Annotated in this window: 21 protein-coding genes; 18 read left to right on the top strand and 3 right to left on the bottom strand. The window is 43.0% G+C overall.

Annotated features, from left to right (window positions below; translation table 11 throughout):
• The first annotated feature begins 196 nt into the window (after positions 1-196).
• The 18 genes from NI468_RS00850 to NI468_RS00765 all read left to right on the top strand — a co-directional run bounded on the left by NI468_RS00850 (position 197) and on the right by NI468_RS00765 (position 11710).
• Positions 197-550, top strand: a complete 354-nt coding sequence (locus NI468_RS00850; RefSeq protein WP_005262268.1) for a hypothetical protein — start codon at positions 197-199, stop codon at positions 548-550.
• A 151-nt stretch (positions 551-701) separates the two neighbouring features.
• Entirely contained in the window at positions 702-1649 is a 948-nt protein-coding gene (locus NI468_RS00845; protein ID WP_253099067.1) for a sensor domain-containing diguanylate cyclase, read from the top strand.
• 46 nt (positions 1650-1695) lie between these two features.
• Entirely contained in the window at positions 1696-1935 is a 240-nt protein-coding gene (locus tag NI468_RS00840; RefSeq protein ID WP_034171176.1) for a hypothetical protein, read from the top strand.
• A gap of 345 nt (positions 1936-2280) precedes the next feature.
• Positions 2281-2628, top strand: coding sequence for a hypothetical protein (locus NI468_RS00835; RefSeq protein WP_338149767.1), 348 nt, complete (start codon positions 2281-2283; stop codon positions 2626-2628).
• Entirely contained in the window at positions 2625-3605 is a 981-nt protein-coding gene (locus tag NI468_RS00830) for a YqaJ viral recombinase family nuclease (protein WP_247144036.1), read from the top strand. Before NI468_RS00835 ends, NI468_RS00830 begins: the two co-directional genes overlap by 4 nt.
• A gap of 18 nt (positions 3606-3623) precedes the next feature.
• Positions 3624-4616, top strand: coding sequence for a recombinase RecT (locus NI468_RS00825; protein ID WP_253099063.1), 993 nt, complete (start codon positions 3624-3626; stop codon positions 4614-4616).
• Positions 4617-4746: 130 nt separating this feature from the next.
• Positions 4747-4989, top strand: coding sequence for a hypothetical protein (locus tag NI468_RS00820; RefSeq protein ID WP_086044593.1), 243 nt, complete (start codon positions 4747-4749; stop codon positions 4987-4989).
• Entirely contained in the window at positions 4989-5336 is a 348-nt protein-coding gene (locus NI468_RS00815) for a hypothetical protein (RefSeq protein WP_253099061.1), read from the top strand. Before NI468_RS00820 ends, NI468_RS00815 begins: the two co-directional genes overlap by 1 nt.
• Positions 5329-5643: a hypothetical protein gene (locus NI468_RS00810; protein WP_253099060.1), complete on the top strand. Its 315-nt coding sequence runs from the start codon at positions 5329-5331 to the stop codon at positions 5641-5643. The genes NI468_RS00815 and NI468_RS00810 overlap by 8 nt, the downstream gene beginning before the upstream one ends.
• Positions 5640-5909 (top strand): hypothetical protein, encoded by a 270-nt coding sequence (locus NI468_RS00805; RefSeq protein WP_253099058.1) that lies wholly within the window; start codon positions 5640-5642, stop codon positions 5907-5909. Before NI468_RS00810 ends, NI468_RS00805 begins: the two co-directional genes overlap by 4 nt.
• Complete coding sequence (locus NI468_RS00800; protein WP_253099051.1) at positions 5899-6168, top strand: helix-turn-helix transcriptional regulator; 270 nt, start codon at positions 5899-5901, stop codon at positions 6166-6168. Before NI468_RS00805 ends, NI468_RS00800 begins: the two co-directional genes overlap by 11 nt.
• A gap of 118 nt (positions 6169-6286) precedes the next feature.
• Positions 6287-6871 carry an anthranilate synthase component II gene (locus NI468_RS00795; RefSeq protein WP_253099049.1) on the top strand — a complete coding sequence of 195 codons (585 nt, stop codon included), beginning with the start codon at positions 6287-6289 and terminating at the stop codon, positions 6869-6871.
• Between the two features lie 9 nt (positions 6872-6880).
• Positions 6881-7927, top strand: coding sequence for an anthranilate phosphoribosyltransferase (gene trpD, locus NI468_RS00790; RefSeq protein ID WP_064095533.1), 1047 nt, complete (start codon positions 6881-6883; stop codon positions 7925-7927).
• A gap of 20 nt (positions 7928-7947) precedes the next feature.
• Positions 7948-8754 (top strand): indole-3-glycerol phosphate synthase TrpC, encoded by an 807-nt coding sequence (trpC, locus tag NI468_RS00785; protein WP_044110283.1) that lies wholly within the window; start codon positions 7948-7950, stop codon positions 8752-8754.
• Positions 8755-8951: 197 nt separating this feature from the next.
• Entirely contained in the window at positions 8952-9635 is a 684-nt protein-coding gene (locus tag NI468_RS00780) for a Smr/MutS family protein (protein ID WP_005246851.1), read from the top strand.
• A gap of 93 nt (positions 9636-9728) precedes the next feature.
• Positions 9729-10277 (top strand): GTP cyclohydrolase I FolE, encoded by a 549-nt coding sequence (gene folE / locus NI468_RS00775; RefSeq protein ID WP_253099244.1) that lies wholly within the window; start codon positions 9729-9731, stop codon positions 10275-10277.
• A gap of 323 nt (positions 10278-10600) precedes the next feature.
• Positions 10601-11035 (top strand): hypothetical protein, encoded by a 435-nt coding sequence (locus NI468_RS00770; protein ID WP_253099048.1) that lies wholly within the window; start codon positions 10601-10603, stop codon positions 11033-11035.
• A 114-nt stretch (positions 11036-11149) separates the two neighbouring features.
• Positions 11150-11710 carry a DUF4385 domain-containing protein gene (locus NI468_RS00765; RefSeq protein WP_247144120.1) on the top strand — a complete coding sequence of 187 codons (561 nt, stop codon included), beginning with the start codon at positions 11150-11152 and terminating at the stop codon, positions 11708-11710.
• 11 nt (positions 11711-11721) lie between these two features.
• Here the strand turns inward: NI468_RS00765 and NI468_RS00760 are convergent, their stop codons facing one another.
• The 3 genes from NI468_RS00760 to NI468_RS00750 all read right to left on the bottom strand — a co-directional run bounded on the left by NI468_RS00760 (position 11722) and on the right by NI468_RS00750 (position 15752).
• Complete coding sequence (locus tag NI468_RS00760; RefSeq protein ID WP_253099046.1) at positions 11722-13119, bottom strand: diguanylate cyclase; 1398 nt, start codon at positions 13117-13119, stop codon at positions 11722-11724.
• Between the two features lie 198 nt (positions 13120-13317).
• Positions 13318-15204 carry an Lnb N-terminal periplasmic domain-containing protein gene (locus tag NI468_RS00755; protein WP_253099044.1) on the bottom strand — a complete coding sequence of 629 codons (1887 nt, stop codon included), beginning with the start codon at positions 15202-15204 and terminating at the stop codon, positions 13318-13320.
• A gap of 77 nt (positions 15205-15281) precedes the next feature.
• Positions 15282-15752, bottom strand: a complete 471-nt coding sequence (locus tag NI468_RS00750; protein WP_004279577.1) for a DUF3015 family protein — start codon at positions 15750-15752, stop codon at positions 15282-15284.
• Between the last annotated feature and the right edge of the window lie 129 nt (positions 15753-15881).

The raw sequence follows: 15881 nt of genomic DNA, 5'->3' as shown, positions 1-15881 counted from the left end.
ACTTCTGAAATATTAAATCTTTATATTAGACTTAAGACCTCTCATGACCGGGTCTGTAATAACTAAGTAAAGCATCACTAACCCGCTATCCGCGGGTTTTCTTTATGTAAGGTAAGTGTAACCTTATCTTTAAATGTTACATTATAACAATTAATATAAAGATACCTATGATTCATAAATAGAAAGGTAAGTATCAATGAAATATTTGTTAGGTGCAGCATTGTTAGGATTAGCAATTACTGGCTGTACTTCAAATCCAAAAAACGAAGTGGTACAAGAAAAAGTTGTGAGCAATACTCCGGCTGAAACTCAGGTAATTAACTTTACTGGTCCAATGGATCTTACAGTTGAATTGAAATCTTCGGATAATTTTGAAACTGCAGAAATGACAGATAATTCTGGCAAGGTTTATCACCTTAAGCGAGCTATTTCAGGAAGTGGTATGCGTTTAGCCAATAATGATGGTGTTTCAATTCACTTCAAAGCTGGTGAAGGTATTGTAGAGTTTATGAAAGACAAACCTATCAGTATTACTGAATACAAAAAATAAGATTATTGCTCTAGGGCAACCCACCCCAGTGGTGGGTTGTCTTTTTATTATATGAAGTAATATTCCTATCAGTTTAAAATTATAATATATGACGCTGTAGTCTAAAAATTGTTTTTCCATATCTCTCTTAGTACAAATACGGACTAACTTAATGAATAATATTAACTTTAAGAATTTCGAAGAGGCTGGCCAAGCTATTTTAAAATTCTTATCTCAACGATTTGGATTTAAGTTATGGATGATTACCCGTACCGAAGGTGATGACTGGATTGTGTTACTAAGTGAAGATAATGGCTATAACGTTAAGCCAGGACAAGTATTTCAATGGGCAGATTCGTTCTGCTCACACATGGTACAAAATAATGCGCCCCGCATTGCCCCTTACTCGCCCGATGTTCAAGTTTATACAGATGCACCAATAAATAAACTTGTCACTATTAAAGCCTATATCGGTCAACCTCTTTTAAAAGAAGATGGTTCCTTGTTTGGCACTCTTTGTGCAATTGATCCCGAACCTCAGTCTAAAGTCCTTGTTGAGGATGCTCCATTGTTTGATCTTATAGGAAAGGTGCTTAGTTACACGATTCAAGCTGAATTAAGAGCAACCGAACACATACGTAAAGCTGAACGCTTTGAAATGGAAGCATTGTCTGATCCAATGACTGGACTTTATAACCGTCGTGCTTGGGATCGATTAGTTGAGTTAGAAGAAGAACGGTGTAAGCGATATGGTCACCCTACTGCTGTGCTTATGATTGACCTAAATGATCTAAAGATTACTAATGACAATCTAGGACATGCTGCTGGTGATGAGCTGATCAAAAGAATGGCTGTAGCTTTAAAAGGCATAGTACGTAGCAATGATATTATTGCTCGCCTAGGTGGTGATGAATTTGCCGTACTCAGTATCGAAACTAATCTGCAGAATGCTGAGAAGCTTGTAACAAGAATTCAAAATGCTTTTGCGAAAGCTGAAGTTAGTGCGGCAATTGGTCTTGCAATGCGAAATCCAACATATGGGTTATCCACCGCCATCATAGAAGCTGATAGAAAGATGTATCAAGATAAAATCTTAATTAAATCTATTAATAATGATTGATAAAAAGCCGCATACCCGGGCGACTCTTGGATCGGGTGGAGAACTTATGCTTGAATTAATTGTTATTGATATATCTGAAACTAAACCAAAATCACTCTATGCTAGACAATTCAAAACCCATCCTCGCGTAGGTGAATGGATTGAAATAGATGAAAATGACGAAGGGGTTTTATATGAAGTTGTTAAGGTTGCTCACTCGACAAATGGTGGTGATTCAGATTTATACGTAAAGCCTCTAGGACTAACTTATGAAGTTGTTGGGAATCTTTGTGGTAAAAGTGATTAGCGATATTTAAATGGTTTTTGCTTAAATCATTAGGATTAGTAATTAAAACACCGATAAGTTTCACCCCAGTTAGTGGAGATGAATCCATTACCTCTATTAACTGACCTTCTTTTGTAATACCAATCATTCTAATGACTCCATCCAACCCATCCCTGTGATGGGTTTTCTTTTGTCTATTAAAGCATAGTAAAAAATAAAAATATCGGTTTTTCTATATTTTTATCGGATTTCCTATTGACTGACAATATCGGAAATGCGATATTTATCTCACAAACAAAGAAAAGCCCCAGCGTTGCAGCAACAACCTGGAGCGTGACCCATATACTACCTATGAGTGAGACTATTATGACAACTAAATCCAATATTCTCAAGTCTGCATTCATTGCAGCATCAATCAGCGCGGGGATAGCAGTAGCTTACGCTTTCCAGCCTGCCAAAGTTGCTGATGATAATCCTCAAGTGGTTATCACCGCTCAAAAATATGAAGTGCTTAAACGTACTTGCCATGAAACCTGTTTTGCTACCGTCAAAGCTGACGATTACAGCATCTATGTTGAATACGCCCTGGACGATGCCTCGGTTGAGTTTCTGGACATTCTGAACGTGGTGCATTTTGACAAGACCATCAATGCATACGTTGATCGTTATGAAATTGAAAAGATTAATGCTGCGATTGCTGGGGGTGTGCGATGAATACTCAAGTAAATTTACAAAGCATCGAAGATGCTCGTCAAGAATGGTTGCAATCACGCCGTCTTGGTATTGGTGGTTCTGATGTAGCGGCAATCTTAGGCTTGAGCAAATACAGCTCTCCCTATCAATTGTGGCTGGATAAGACAGGTCGCTCTGAACTGGAAGACAGTACCAGTGAGCCTGCGTACTGGGGCAACATGCTAGAGGACATCGTAGCCAAAGAGTATGCCAAACGTAATGGCGTTAAGGTGCAACGTGTTAATGCAACGATTGCTCACCCTGAACATGACTGGATGCGTGCCAATATTGACCGTGCCATTATCAATCCAGAAATTGCAGGTAATGTCCGTATCAAAGATGGAAAGCTGACCACCGACCGTATTCTGGAATGCAAGACTGCTAACCAGTACCTGGCTAAATTGTGGGGTGATGAGCAGTCTGAACAGGTGCCAGATTACTACCTGACGCAAGTGCAGTGGTACATGGGTATTACAGGCGCTTCGATGTGTGGCTTGGGTGTGCTGATCGGTGGTCAGAAGTTCCGTAGCTATCAGGTCGCATTCGATCCTGAGCTGTTTGAAATGCTCACAGATGAATGCTCAAAGTTCTGGAATGAGCATGTTCAGGCTGACGTCCCACCAGCTCCAACCACGTTTGATGATGTTCTGCATCGCTGGTCTACTCATAATCCTGATCAGGCACTACAGGCAGATGACGACCTTGCTCAGCTGGTCGCTGAATATAAGGACCTAAACGCCACGATCAAAGAAGCCAGTGGTGAGTTAGATACCCTCAAGCTACAAATCTGCACCCGCATGGAAGATGCGGAGATGATTATTGCTGAGGAAAAGCGTCTAGCAACATTCAAATACCAAGAACGCAACACCCTAGATAGCAAAGCACTGAAAGCCGCTCACCCGGATATTTACGAACAATTTGTGAAGACTTCAAGCACTCGCGTGCTGCGCATTAATTAAGATTTAAGGTAGAAGAATATGAACTCAATTGTTAAAACAGGCCAAAACGCTGCCGTTAATTTCTTAACTCCGAACAACCTGCAAGAAGCAATGCAGATTGCCGGCATCCTTGCCGAGTCTGACATTGTGCCGAAGGACTACCAGCGCAAGCCTGGGAACATTCTTGTTGCTATGCAATGGGGTGCTGAAATTGGCTTGCAGCCATTACAAGCTATGCAAAACATTGCCGTGATTAATGGTCGCCCTTCTATCTGGGGTGATGCAATGCTTGCCCTTGTTCGTGGATCCGGTCTGCTCGATTTCATCCGCGAGGAAATTTCCGAAGATGGTCAAAAAGCCACTGTAACTGTGAAGCGGAAAAATGAAGAACCAGTTGCTTCAGTATTCACAATGGAGGATGCGAAAAAGGCAGGTTTATCAGGTAAACAGGGGCCTTGGACGCAGTATCCAAAACGCATGTTAAAGCTACGTGCGCGTTCCTATGCCCTGCGTGACGTGTTCCCGGATGTGCTCAAGGGCATGGCAATTGCTGAGGAGGAAAAAGATAAGGAAATTGATATTACTCCCACTGCACCAGAAACCAGTACAACGAAGGCAAATAGCGGATCGTCATCGCTGAAAGCGCGCATGGCCAAAAAGAAAGATGCTGTCGAGTCGGTGGCTACAGAAATTGACCTAACCCCGTATTACCAACGTATTGATAACGCCACTTCTCTTGAGGAACTCGATCAGATTGGTGCTGACATTGCTGAGTTGAATTTAGGTGAGCCAGCTAAGTCTGAAATCGGTGAAGTATTTAAAGCTAAGCGTAAAGAGCTAAAGGCCGCTCAGGCTTTTCCTGCTGAATCAATTCAGTCAGTAATTAACGAGATCAGCAACACGACCGATCTGGAGGAGCTTAACGCAATTATGGCTTCACGCTTTGAACCCTTCACGGCTCAGATGACTGAAGAACATATCTCACAAATCAATTCTGCGTATGAAGCACAAGAAGCGGCGCTAACGCCATGAGTTATTCCTACTCTTCTATGACCCGCGTGCTGCTTGTGCAGCACAAAGGTCGGGTTAGAACTTACCGCAACATCAACCTATTCGGTATTGACGATTGCCTTCGAAATTTTGCGAACACTTGGGGGTACAGATGATCTTCAGAATTAAAAAGAAGCATGAAGTTGGTTTCAAGCTGTGGCTAGAAAAATTGGGTTATACCAAAAATGAACTTGCGGATGGCAGCTCGACATTTAGCGGCAAAGGCACACGCAAGACACTGAGTTACGTGCTCTTAAAGAAAGATTTAACAGGTAATGCGGCATGTCAGGTGCTATTCGATGAATATGAAGAACACCTGGATAACCCTGATTATTTAGATGTGAAGGTGGCGTGATGGATATTAAAGAAGTCGTAAAAACCGCAATTTTGCGCAACTCCCATGAATGGGGTGATGAGCAAGCAGAAGCAGTTTTGAAGGCAATTAATGAAGCTGGTTTTCTTGTTGTTCCAGCCAAAGCCCAAGCGGTGCCGGAGTGGAAAGATTACACAGTTGAATCGCCTCGCATTGATGGCCCGTACCAGATCTTTATTATGAACCAACAATTGGTCGCAAAATGGGAGTCACCTTGGGGCTTCTCATCTATAGAAGATGGTGACGCACTCAACCAGGAATTAATCACACATTGGTCTGTGTTGGGCAATGATCCAGCAATCGAACCACAGGAGCCAGCCAATGACTGAAATTCAATTAACCAACGTGCAGTTCGCCCAGCTTCAGATCGACAACCTTGTGGCCAAAGATAAGCCATACAACGAAACATGGTCTGCCGGTGATGTTGACTCATTCAATGCGATTTTAAACGCGGTGGATTTTGACAATGAGTTCACGTATCACATGCGCGGCTGGTCACGTCAGCGTGTTAAGTCTGGCACTGGTGGGGTTATCACGGTGGATGAAAGTAATGCGGATAAGCTGTATCACCTGTTTACCTGCTACTTGAGTGAATTGCCGAGTGGTGTGGTGAAGTCTTTGGGAGAAGTGTCGTGAATGATGCAGTGAAATACTTTCAGAAGAATGGACTTCAAAGATCAAAAGAACTGGTTGAGATGGGATTTGGTTTTTGCAGTCTAGAGGATGGTCTTTCGTTTCATACCGACCAATTGAAGCAGCTGGTAAAGAGTCATGAGCTGGTGGCAAGTTGGGGTGGTTTAGCTGATGCCAAGGTGGCGGTAAAGGTTAGTCGCCACAAGAAATACCTGAAAAGAGCCATTGCAGATGTAGAGAGTTGTATGGAGGTGAAAAGTGATAGTTGAATCTGAGCATAATCTACTCCAAGCCATTTTTGATGAAATGCAGGAGCTTAAAAGAGCAATGGCAAATCAAGATGAGCGCCGAGTGAGTATCAAGGAATTTGCGAAGCGGATGAATATGAGTGAGCCGACTTTGTATGACCGGATTAAAAAGGGAGAAATTGACCAGCCAAGCAAAGATGGTCCACGAAGTTACTATCTAAATAGTTATGTGAACGAAGTTGTCACAAGGCATTCAAAAACTGGTAAAGTAGCCGCTTGATTGAGCGGCTTTTTAATGCCTGCAAAATCAGTCACTGTTTTAAAAGTGAGTAACATAGTGAGTAACGATTAGAAATAAAGATACTCATTTTCATAATTTTCAAGAGGTTACGTGCGATATGCTTCTCATGATCGACAACTATGACTCCTTTACTTATAACATCGTCCAATATTTTGGTGAGCTGAATCAAAAAGTAAAAGTAGTCCGTAATGATGCCGTGACATTAGAAGATATAGAGCGATGGCAACCCAAGTATTTAGTGATTGGCCCCGGCCCGTGCTCGCCAAGTGAGGCAGGGATTTCTATTCCTGCGATTCAGCATTTTGCTGGCAAAATTCCCTTACTGGGCGTTTGTCTTGGTCACCAGAGTATTGGTCAGGCATTTGGCGGTAATATCGTGCGTGCCAAACATGTGATGCATGGCCGTCTATCTGATATGTACCACAGTGATACCGGGATTTTCAGCAATCTTCCTTCTCCATTTCCTGCAACGCGTTATCATTCACTGGTGATTGATCAAGCCACCTTGCCCGAATGTCTGGAAGTGACCTGCTGGACCAATGAAGCGGATGGCTCTATGGAAGAAATTATGGGTGTGAAACATAAGACATTGCCGGTCGAAGGCGTGCAGTTCCATCCTGAATCGATTCTGAGCCAGCATGGTCATCAAATCTTTAAAAACTTTCTCGAAATTTATGCCTAAGAACACCTTATGAATATTCAACAAGCTTTAAGTAATATTACTAAAAACATTCACCTGACTCAGGATCAAATGCAAGACGTGATGCGTGCCATCATGTCAGGTGAAGCGACCGATGCCCAGATTGGCGCCCTGCTGATGGGCTTACGCCTGAAAGGCGAAAGTATTGACGAAATTACCGCAGCTGCACGTGTCATGCGTGAACTTGCCACCAAAATTGATGTCAGTGACATTCCATATCTGGTCGATATTGTGGGTACAGGCGGTGATGGCCAGAACCTGTTTAATGTTTCTACTGCTTCTGCATTTGTAATTGCAGCAGCGGGCGCAACCATTGCCAAACATGGTAACCGCGGCGTTTCGACCAAATCAGGTTCGTCGGATTTACTGGAACAGGCCGGGATTAACCTGGACCTGAACATGCAGCAGACTGAACGCTGTATCCGTGACGTTGGTGTCGGTTTCCTGTTTGCGCCGAATCATCATCAAGCCATGAAATATGCAATCGGCCCACGTAAAGAATTAGGAATTCGTAGTATTTTCAATTTACTTGGCCCGCTTACGAATCCGGCCGGAGTAAATCGTTTAGTCATTGGCGTATTTTCCAATGAACTCTGCCGTCCGATTGCGGAAGTCATGAAACAGCTCGGTGCTGAACATGTGATGGTGGTACATTCACGTGATGGTCTGGATGAAATCAGTATTGCCTCTTCAACTCATGTTGCTGAACTGAAAAATGGTGAAGTCACTGAATGGGAAATTATTCCTGAATCGGTCGATATTGAGTCGCAAACCCTGACCGGACTGATTGTGGAAGATTCTGCGCAAAGTCTGGCTTTGATCAAAGATGCGCTGGGCAAGAAGAAATCAGACATCGGTGATAAAGCAGCGAACATGATCGCGCTGAATGCTGGTGCAGGTATTTATGTCTCTGGTTTGACCAGCAGCTATAAGCAAGGTGTTGCGCTGGCACATGACATTATTTATGGCGGTCAGGCACTTGAAAAAATGAGTGTGCTGTCTGAATTTACCAAAACCATTAAACATTACGAAGCTTAATTCGGTCAGGGATTTTGATCATGGTGAATATCGCAAACACAATTTTAGGCAAGATTGTTGACCGTAAAAAAGAAGAATTTGCCCTACGTTTAAAGCAGAAAAGCTATAAAGATCTGGAGGAGCTGGCTCAGGGTGCATCACCTGTACGTAGTTTTGCCCGGTCTTTAGTGTCGAAACGTCCTGGTGTGATTGCTGAAATAAAAAAAGCTTCGCCATCCAAGGGCATTATTCGCGAGAATTTTAACCCTGCGGAAATTGCGGCACAGTATCAGGATGCAGGTGCAGCCTGTTTATCGGTGCTGACCGATGTAGACTTTTTCCAGGGTCATGATGACAATATTCAGATTGCCCGTTCACATTGCGACCTGCCTGCGCTGCGTAAAGACTTTCTGATTGACCCTTATGGGGTCATTGAAGCACGTGCTCTGCATGCAGACTGTATCTTGCTAATTGTGGCTTGCCTGTCTGATCAGCAGTTAGAAGAAATGTCTAAAACTGCATTTGAACATCATCTGGATGTACTGGTTGAAGTTCACGATGAAGAAGAACTATCCCGTGCTTTAAAACTTTCTGATCGTTGTCTGCTCGGTGTAAATAACCGTAATTTAAAAACCTTTGATGTGGATTTAAACACATCATTACGTTTGAAAAAATTACTGGACCCTTCACGCCTGCTGGTGACTGAAAGTGGTATTGCCACACCTGCGGATGTTGCGATGATGCAGAAAAATGATATTCACGCCTTTCTGGTCGGCGAAAGCTTCATGAAACAACCACGTCCGGATCATGCTTTCCGCGATCTGTTTGGTGAGCCTGAAGCGGTTTAAAATGTAAATGCTCACCTAAGCATTAAAAAAGCCCAATCTCAGGATTGGGCTTTTTTATTTTCAATATTGAAAAGTAGATCATAGATTCTCGAGCGTATTTAAAATCCTCAGCAATGTCATGAACGCAATTCAGTTCTCCTTTGTCTATTTTCAGACTATAATTCTTGTAAATTCCGCATCTCCCTTGTTTTTACATTATGAGTAAACACGATTCTTCATTATCTAAAGATCAGTACAACCTGCTGAAATCTTTTAAGAAGCAAATTACACAGCCGCAAACGCCTGCGGTCGTTGCTGCACCTGTTGAAAAGACTGTCGAGCAAGAAGCGTTAGAAGAACTGGAATTATTCCGCAAGCAAATGCAGGGCGTACAAAAAATTGAATCGGGAAATACGGTTCAACTGGACAAACCACGCAAGAAAAAGCCGGATGCACAAATCTTGGCAAAGCGTGCAGCGGCTACTGGCCCGCTGGAAACAGAGGCAATGGCTTTATCAGATACTCAGGCCATGCTCAATCCTGTCGGCAGTCAGGCCAACTTGAGCTATCGCATCGCCACCTTGCAGCATAAAGTGTTTGAAGACTTGAAAGCCGGTAACTTGCGCTGGTTTGAAGCTGTGGATCTGCATGGCTGTACCGTGGAAGAAGCGCGTCAAGCCGTGCTGCAGATTATCCAGATCGCCAAAGATGAAAACCAGAACGTGATTAAAATCGTACATGGTAAAGGTCCAGAAGCGATTTTAAAAACCTATGTCAACGGCTGGCTGCGTCAGCATCGCGATGTTTTGGCATTTGTCAGTGCACCTGAAAAGCAAGGCGGTACCGGTGCGGTATTGGTTCTGCTCAAACGTGCAGAAAAGAATCCAAAGTTCAAACAGTAAACGGTTTTAGCCTCAAAACAAGGCATTGTAAAAGTTTTCTGCTACAATGCCGTCCTTGTTCATTCTCAGTTTAAGTGAATACGTCATATGACTATGCAGCAATCCTACGCAAACATTCTTACTGCCGTTGGCGAAGATCTAAATCGCCCTGGTCTCAAAGATACGCCTGTGCGCGCTGCGAAAGCATTTTCATATTTAACCTCGGGTTATAGCCAGACACTTGAAGAAGTGACCAACAAGGCGGTCTTCCCTTCCGATAACCGTGAAATGGTACTGGTTAAAAACATCGAATTTTATTCGCTATGTGAGCATCACTTATTGCCATTTTATGGCCGCGTACATATCGCCTATTTGCCAGAAGGTCATGTTTTAGGCCTGTCTAAATTTGCCCGTATTACTGAAATGTTTGCACGCCGTTTACAGATTCAGGAAAATCTGACTCAGCAAATTGCAGAAGCAGTGGCTGAAGTCACCAAAGCACGCGGTGTTGCAGTAATGATTGATTCTGCGCACATGTGCATGATGATGCGCGGTGTAGGCAAGCAGGAATCAACCACACGTACGGTATCATTTATTGGTGATTTTAAAACCGACAAAGAAACACGTCATGAATTTTTAAGTGCGGTTCCAGAAAGCTATTAATTATTAAAGCTTAAAAATAAGTTACTCAAAGCCTCGATCATTCGGGGTTTTTTGCTTTTAAAGGAAGAGGATATCAATACTTAATTCAAAAGCTCACTTGCTATAAATAACACCTGGTAACAGGGTTTAAAGACCTGTCCCAAAACTTGCTATGTTTCAGTCTAGAACTCAAACAATTCCTGCTTGTGTTTGCAACAAGCCTACACTTGGATACACGATAAAGTTTTAATCCTGCCGCTCTCCCATTAAAGTAATTTGAAGTTGATATACAGCAAAGCGCTTTATATCTTTCTGATTGATTTTTAATGATAAGGAAAGTAACCATGGCGAATAGTAAAAATAACCAGGCGAAAGACAGCAAAAAATCAGCAAAAACTGCTAAAAAGACCCAAGATGAGAAACTGAAAAAATCGAATAAGAGTAGTGACAAAGACAGTGATCGCAAAGTCACTAAAAAAGCGGCGAGCAGTAAATCTAAAGCGGCATCTTCTAAGAAAGACAATGCCAGCAAAGATGAAAAAGTGAAGGCGAAGAAAAATTCGAGCTCAAAAGCCAGTGATAAAGCGAAAGACCAAAAGACCTCTTCCGCGAAAAAACCGGCTAAAGTGAAAAGCAGCAACAAGAGTAAAGACGACACTAAAGTGAAAAAGTCTTCTTCAAAAAAATCGGCGCCTGCTAAAAAGCAGTCGAGTAGCTCCTCTAAGAGCAAGTCAACCAAGGCTAAAACCTCGAAGACCAGTTCAAAAAAATCGAAGTAAAATGAAAGCCCCTAGCTCTAAATGACAGGGGCTTTTCTGTATCCTGCCCCTTTATTTTTATAATTTGTATTAGCTGAAATATTGAGCAATTTTAAATTTCAGAAAAGGCCGAATATGAAGCCATCTGCCAAAGTAGCGCCACCAAAACGCCCGTCACGTGTAGTTTCGAATAGTTTTGATTATTCTCTGGACTTTGCAAAGGTTAATTTCCGCAAACGACCGGAGCTCTACCGGATTGGCCGTGGTGAACAAGGTGTATTACTGGTTGAGCCTTATAAATCAGAAATCCTGCCGCACTGGCGCTTTGCAGATGAAGAAAAAGCACAAGCCAGTAGCGAGAAAATCTATCAGCTTTTTCTAGACTATTTAAAGCAAGAAGATTTTATCGGTGCGGACATGGCACGCAAGTTTTTACAGATGGGTTTCACCCGTGCCCGACGTTATGCCAATCATAAAGGTGGCAAAAAATACGATGGCCCGGTTCCGGAGGATAAAAAAGGCTTGAGTGGTGCGCATGGCCGTTCCGAGCTGCCACGTAATCATGAAGATCCGGTTAAAGCCGCTGCTGCCAAAATCTTTAAACAGAAATGGGATGAAGCTAAAAATCATCCCGAATATCTCCAGCAAAAACAGAAATTTCAGGAATTTATAGAGCAGCAGTCTGCAACTGGCTAAAAACCTTTCATTTAAACTGAGAGTGGCTGTGCGACAGGGTTCAAGGACTGATGAGCCATATAAACTCTGTTACGCCCGTTGTTCTTCGCCATATACAAGGCAGAATCTGCCGCATTCAGGAAGCGCTGATAATCCGGATGTCCATCATAAAGCACACAACCAATACTGACCGTAAATTTAAACTGCTGGCCTTGTGCCGAATTAATCATGCCATTTTCAATATATTTACGAATACTTTCGGCAATATTCAGGGCACGTTTCTCATCAGTATCCACCAGTAATAGCAAAAACTCTTCACCGCCGACCCGGAAAGCATAATCACTGCCCTGACTGTATTTTTGCAATGCTTCGGCCAGAAATTTCAAGGCCAGATCACCTGCTGCATGTCCGAATTTGTCATTAATACTTTTGAAATAATCAGCATCAATGGCAAGTAAAGACAAAGGCGTATGATTCTTACGGGAAAAAGTGATTTCACGTGAAATAATGGTATTCAAATAACGACGATTCAATAACTGGGTCAATGAATCATTACCTGATTCAATATATTCGGCCACCTGAAATAACTGATCTACTAACAACTGAATCTCACGGTTCAAGTCACGGATCTGCTGGATCAGTCCCAGCATATTGTTTTTGTCCGTACAGTCCATGATCTCTTGATTAAGTTCATCGACTTGATAAATTCGTTCAATGATTAAATCGACCTGGTCAGAACCGGTAAAAGCATAAGAGGCTTTATGGATAAACCATAAACCAAACTCCGACTTGGACAGCATCGAATGATTCAATTTCTCATGCTCAGAAAAGACCTTGAACATGAGCTCATTTTCCCAGTCCAGCAATGAGCTACGCTGTTTATCTTTTTGTACGGCTACATCCTGCATCGCTGAAAAAACACGATAACTGTGTTTAATTTCCTGATTCATGGCTGTTTTAGCTTCATAAGATCGGCACATGACTTCTGTGGCAAATCCCATGATCTGGACAATATAACTGCAGGTGGTCAACATACTGTGGTGAGGATTCTCATCCAGCAGTTCAAACATTTTACGCTCAATTTCACGCACACCGCGCATGATCAGCCAAGACGGAATTCCGACACGCGCATGCACATGCCCCACCATCGCCTGTTTCTGCACGGCATCGGCATAGCGTTTATTAATTCCCACACTAAAGCTTTCAAGTAGCCAAGCATTTAAAGTGTCGCGCAAGCGCTGTTGAATCAAGTCATCAGAAAAGAATTCTGCAGATTCCTTTTCAAGGAGCATGTTTTTATAGAATTCTTCCACCAGAATCAGGGAGTGATCTTGAATAAAGTGAAAGGCATGCAATAAGTCATCAGATGAATAATTTTGACAGATCTGTTCCCATTGCTCGGCCAGTCTTGCCATGCATTCATTATTCATACTGTGTGTTCCCCAAAACCTTGCAATTCGCACTCACATTATGTGACAAATATAACAAATATCAGGTATTTTTCCTAAAATATCGACCAGATTATTTGTACCCAACCTAGCCAATTTTTTTATACAAGGGAAAACCGAACAGCAACCTCATGGATACACAGCACTTTATGAATAGTGTTAATCAGTTTTAACTCAATCTTAAAAATACCGGATCAAACCAAGACTCCATTGATCCCAGTCTTTGGACTGCTGTTGCTGATATTCCCAAGACAGCCGAAGTGCATGTTGTGGATTGAATGCATATTGGAGTTCAGTATTCAGTTTCAGCTGCCAGCGATGCGAATCTTCCCAATAAGGCAGTTCCACCTGCACCAGACTGTTGATCTGATCGCTCCAGATATTCTGGCACCCCACAGTAGGGCCAGCACCTACGCGCCAGCCTTGATCCAGTGCCTTGCCTGCCTGTAGCTGAGTTTGCATTTGCGCATAACATAGATGTTCACGGCTGACATTTGCCCAGCTATAACCACCCTGAGTTTTTAAGCTGGCGACGCCATGCTGTTCATCTTCACTAAACTGGCCATGCGCATCCAGTGCCTCCTGTTTCCAGCGCAGATTAAAACCCCAGGATAATGGCGTATTAAACGGATTGACCGGGTTATAGGAATTGACAGTAAATAGATCCAGATGTTCCAGCTTGAGCTCACTGTCACGATATTGCAAAGCCCCATCTAGAAACAACAATTGTGTTCCGGTTCGAAAACCACCTTGCGGGTCGATGAGATCATGATAGGCCTGCCGATGGCCAAGCTGGACAAAGGATTCACCCTGAACCTGTCCGGCCTGAAGACTGATATTTCGTGCATGATGGCTTTGTACTGGATCTGTTTTTGGACGTTCCGGCGCTTTACGCTGTTTCTCGATATCCAGCTGGCTTCTTAAACCCAGTAACTTGCGGAAACGTGGCTGGGAAAATGATTTATCGACTGTTTGTCGGAGAAAGTCCAGATATAAATGATCATAGGCCATTTCCAGAATTTTGGCCTGATCTTCTGCCGGATAGGGCTGCAAGATTGAAGGCATTGCACCTGTTTCTGCATAAGCCAGCTGATGCGCAGTTTTTGCCAGCGCTTTGCCATGCTGTCTGGACTGTGCCAGCAATTGAGTTTCAAGCGCCGGACGGTAAACTTTCTGTTTGATCAAGCCCTGCTGTTCTACTACTTTTAGTGTTTCAATCGGAATCGCAGTCGAATTAAACTGTTTCTGTAGATTTAGCTCGGGACGTACCAGATCAAACAGTCCCAGTAGGCGATAAGCGCAATTATCACTGATAAAATAATAAGGGAAACTTACATTTTGCATTTCCCAGAGATGCTGTACCAGAAACCTGGTTTCCTGCGGGTCTAAGTTTAATTCATATTCCCATAAATCCCGGCTTTCAAAGTCACCATACTCTTTGACCTTGCGGTAATACGGCATCAGGGAATACTCACCCGGATATTGTCCGGTCAGCCCTTTCCAGGCAAAAGACCAGTTGTCATTGCCATCGACCGTTGCGGCATAGTTGACGGCATAAGAAATTAGATTGAGTTGTTGCTGATCTTTAGGGTCCAGCCGCAATAAGGTATGCCCGAACATAGAGCTGGGATTACCCATAAAATCCGTGGCATAGATGAGGGTCGCCTGATAAGGCTTGACCTCACCAATCCATTTATCCAGATCCGGACAACTAATCGCAGGCAATTGTTGCTCGGAAATATTCAATTGCTGCATTAACCAGCTGCTGCGTGCCGGAAACTTGCAGCGAACAGACTGATTCGGCTCTGCGTTCACAAATAAAGCCTGAATGTTATGCTGCATTTCCTTTTTTAGATCAGTTCTTCCCTGCTCTGCCAGGAAATAGCCCGAATAGTTAACCTCGCTATGACTTTGGGGATTGGCATACATGAGACGTTGCCAGGTGGTGCTCTGATCCAGACGCTGGATTTCGGCCTGAGCTAGATAATGCTGGATGTCTGGATTAATCTCGCTAGAAAAACTTAAAGGGCTGAATGTCAGGCCCAACATGAAGAACGCATATTTCATTCAGTTAACTTATTCTCATCAATTTCTTTTAGTCATAAGAAAACCCTGCCAGAACAGCAGGGTTTTTGAGGTGCGGATCAGATGTAGGATTTCAATACTTCATCTTTGGCCATCACAGTTTGTAAGGTGCTTAAAACTTGTAATGTATTCTGGTTTTCTTCGGAATAAATTTCAGAGAAATTCTGCTTGGAAACACTAAAGAAACGAGCTTTATCTTCAGATTTAATATTCAGAAGTTCAGCCAGAACATTCAGGCTTTCACCCTCACCAACTGCCATATCACGTGCCAGTGCTTCAGCGTTTTCATTGGTAAAGGTCACCACTTGAGCGGTTACGGTACCGCCCTGGCTACAACCCAAAGTACCAAAAGTGATCCCGAGCCACTGATTCGTGAACAGAACGTTGGTCGTACCTGCAAAGAGTTTAGGAATAATACCAGACTGACCCGCCCACACCTGACTTCCGATACCACAACCGACATCTCGGTCAGCCATCGCCATGCTTGAACCTGTCGCCAATACCGCCGCCAGCATAATTTTTTTCAACATAGTTATTCTCCAATTATTCTCATGCAATCTTTGTTATTACTCTAATAATGTAATTTAAATTACATACTCAGCAGAGTAGCGACAAGTCAAGTTTGGCGCAATTGAAAAAATGTATGCTTTACATAAACA

The sequence above is a fragment of the Acinetobacter lwoffii genome, assembly GCF_024129355.1.
In the GTDB taxonomy this organism is placed as follows: Bacteria; Pseudomonadota; Gammaproteobacteria; order Pseudomonadales; family Moraxellaceae; genus Acinetobacter; species Acinetobacter lwoffii_I.
This window is presented reverse-complemented; position numbering and strand designations above follow the sequence as displayed.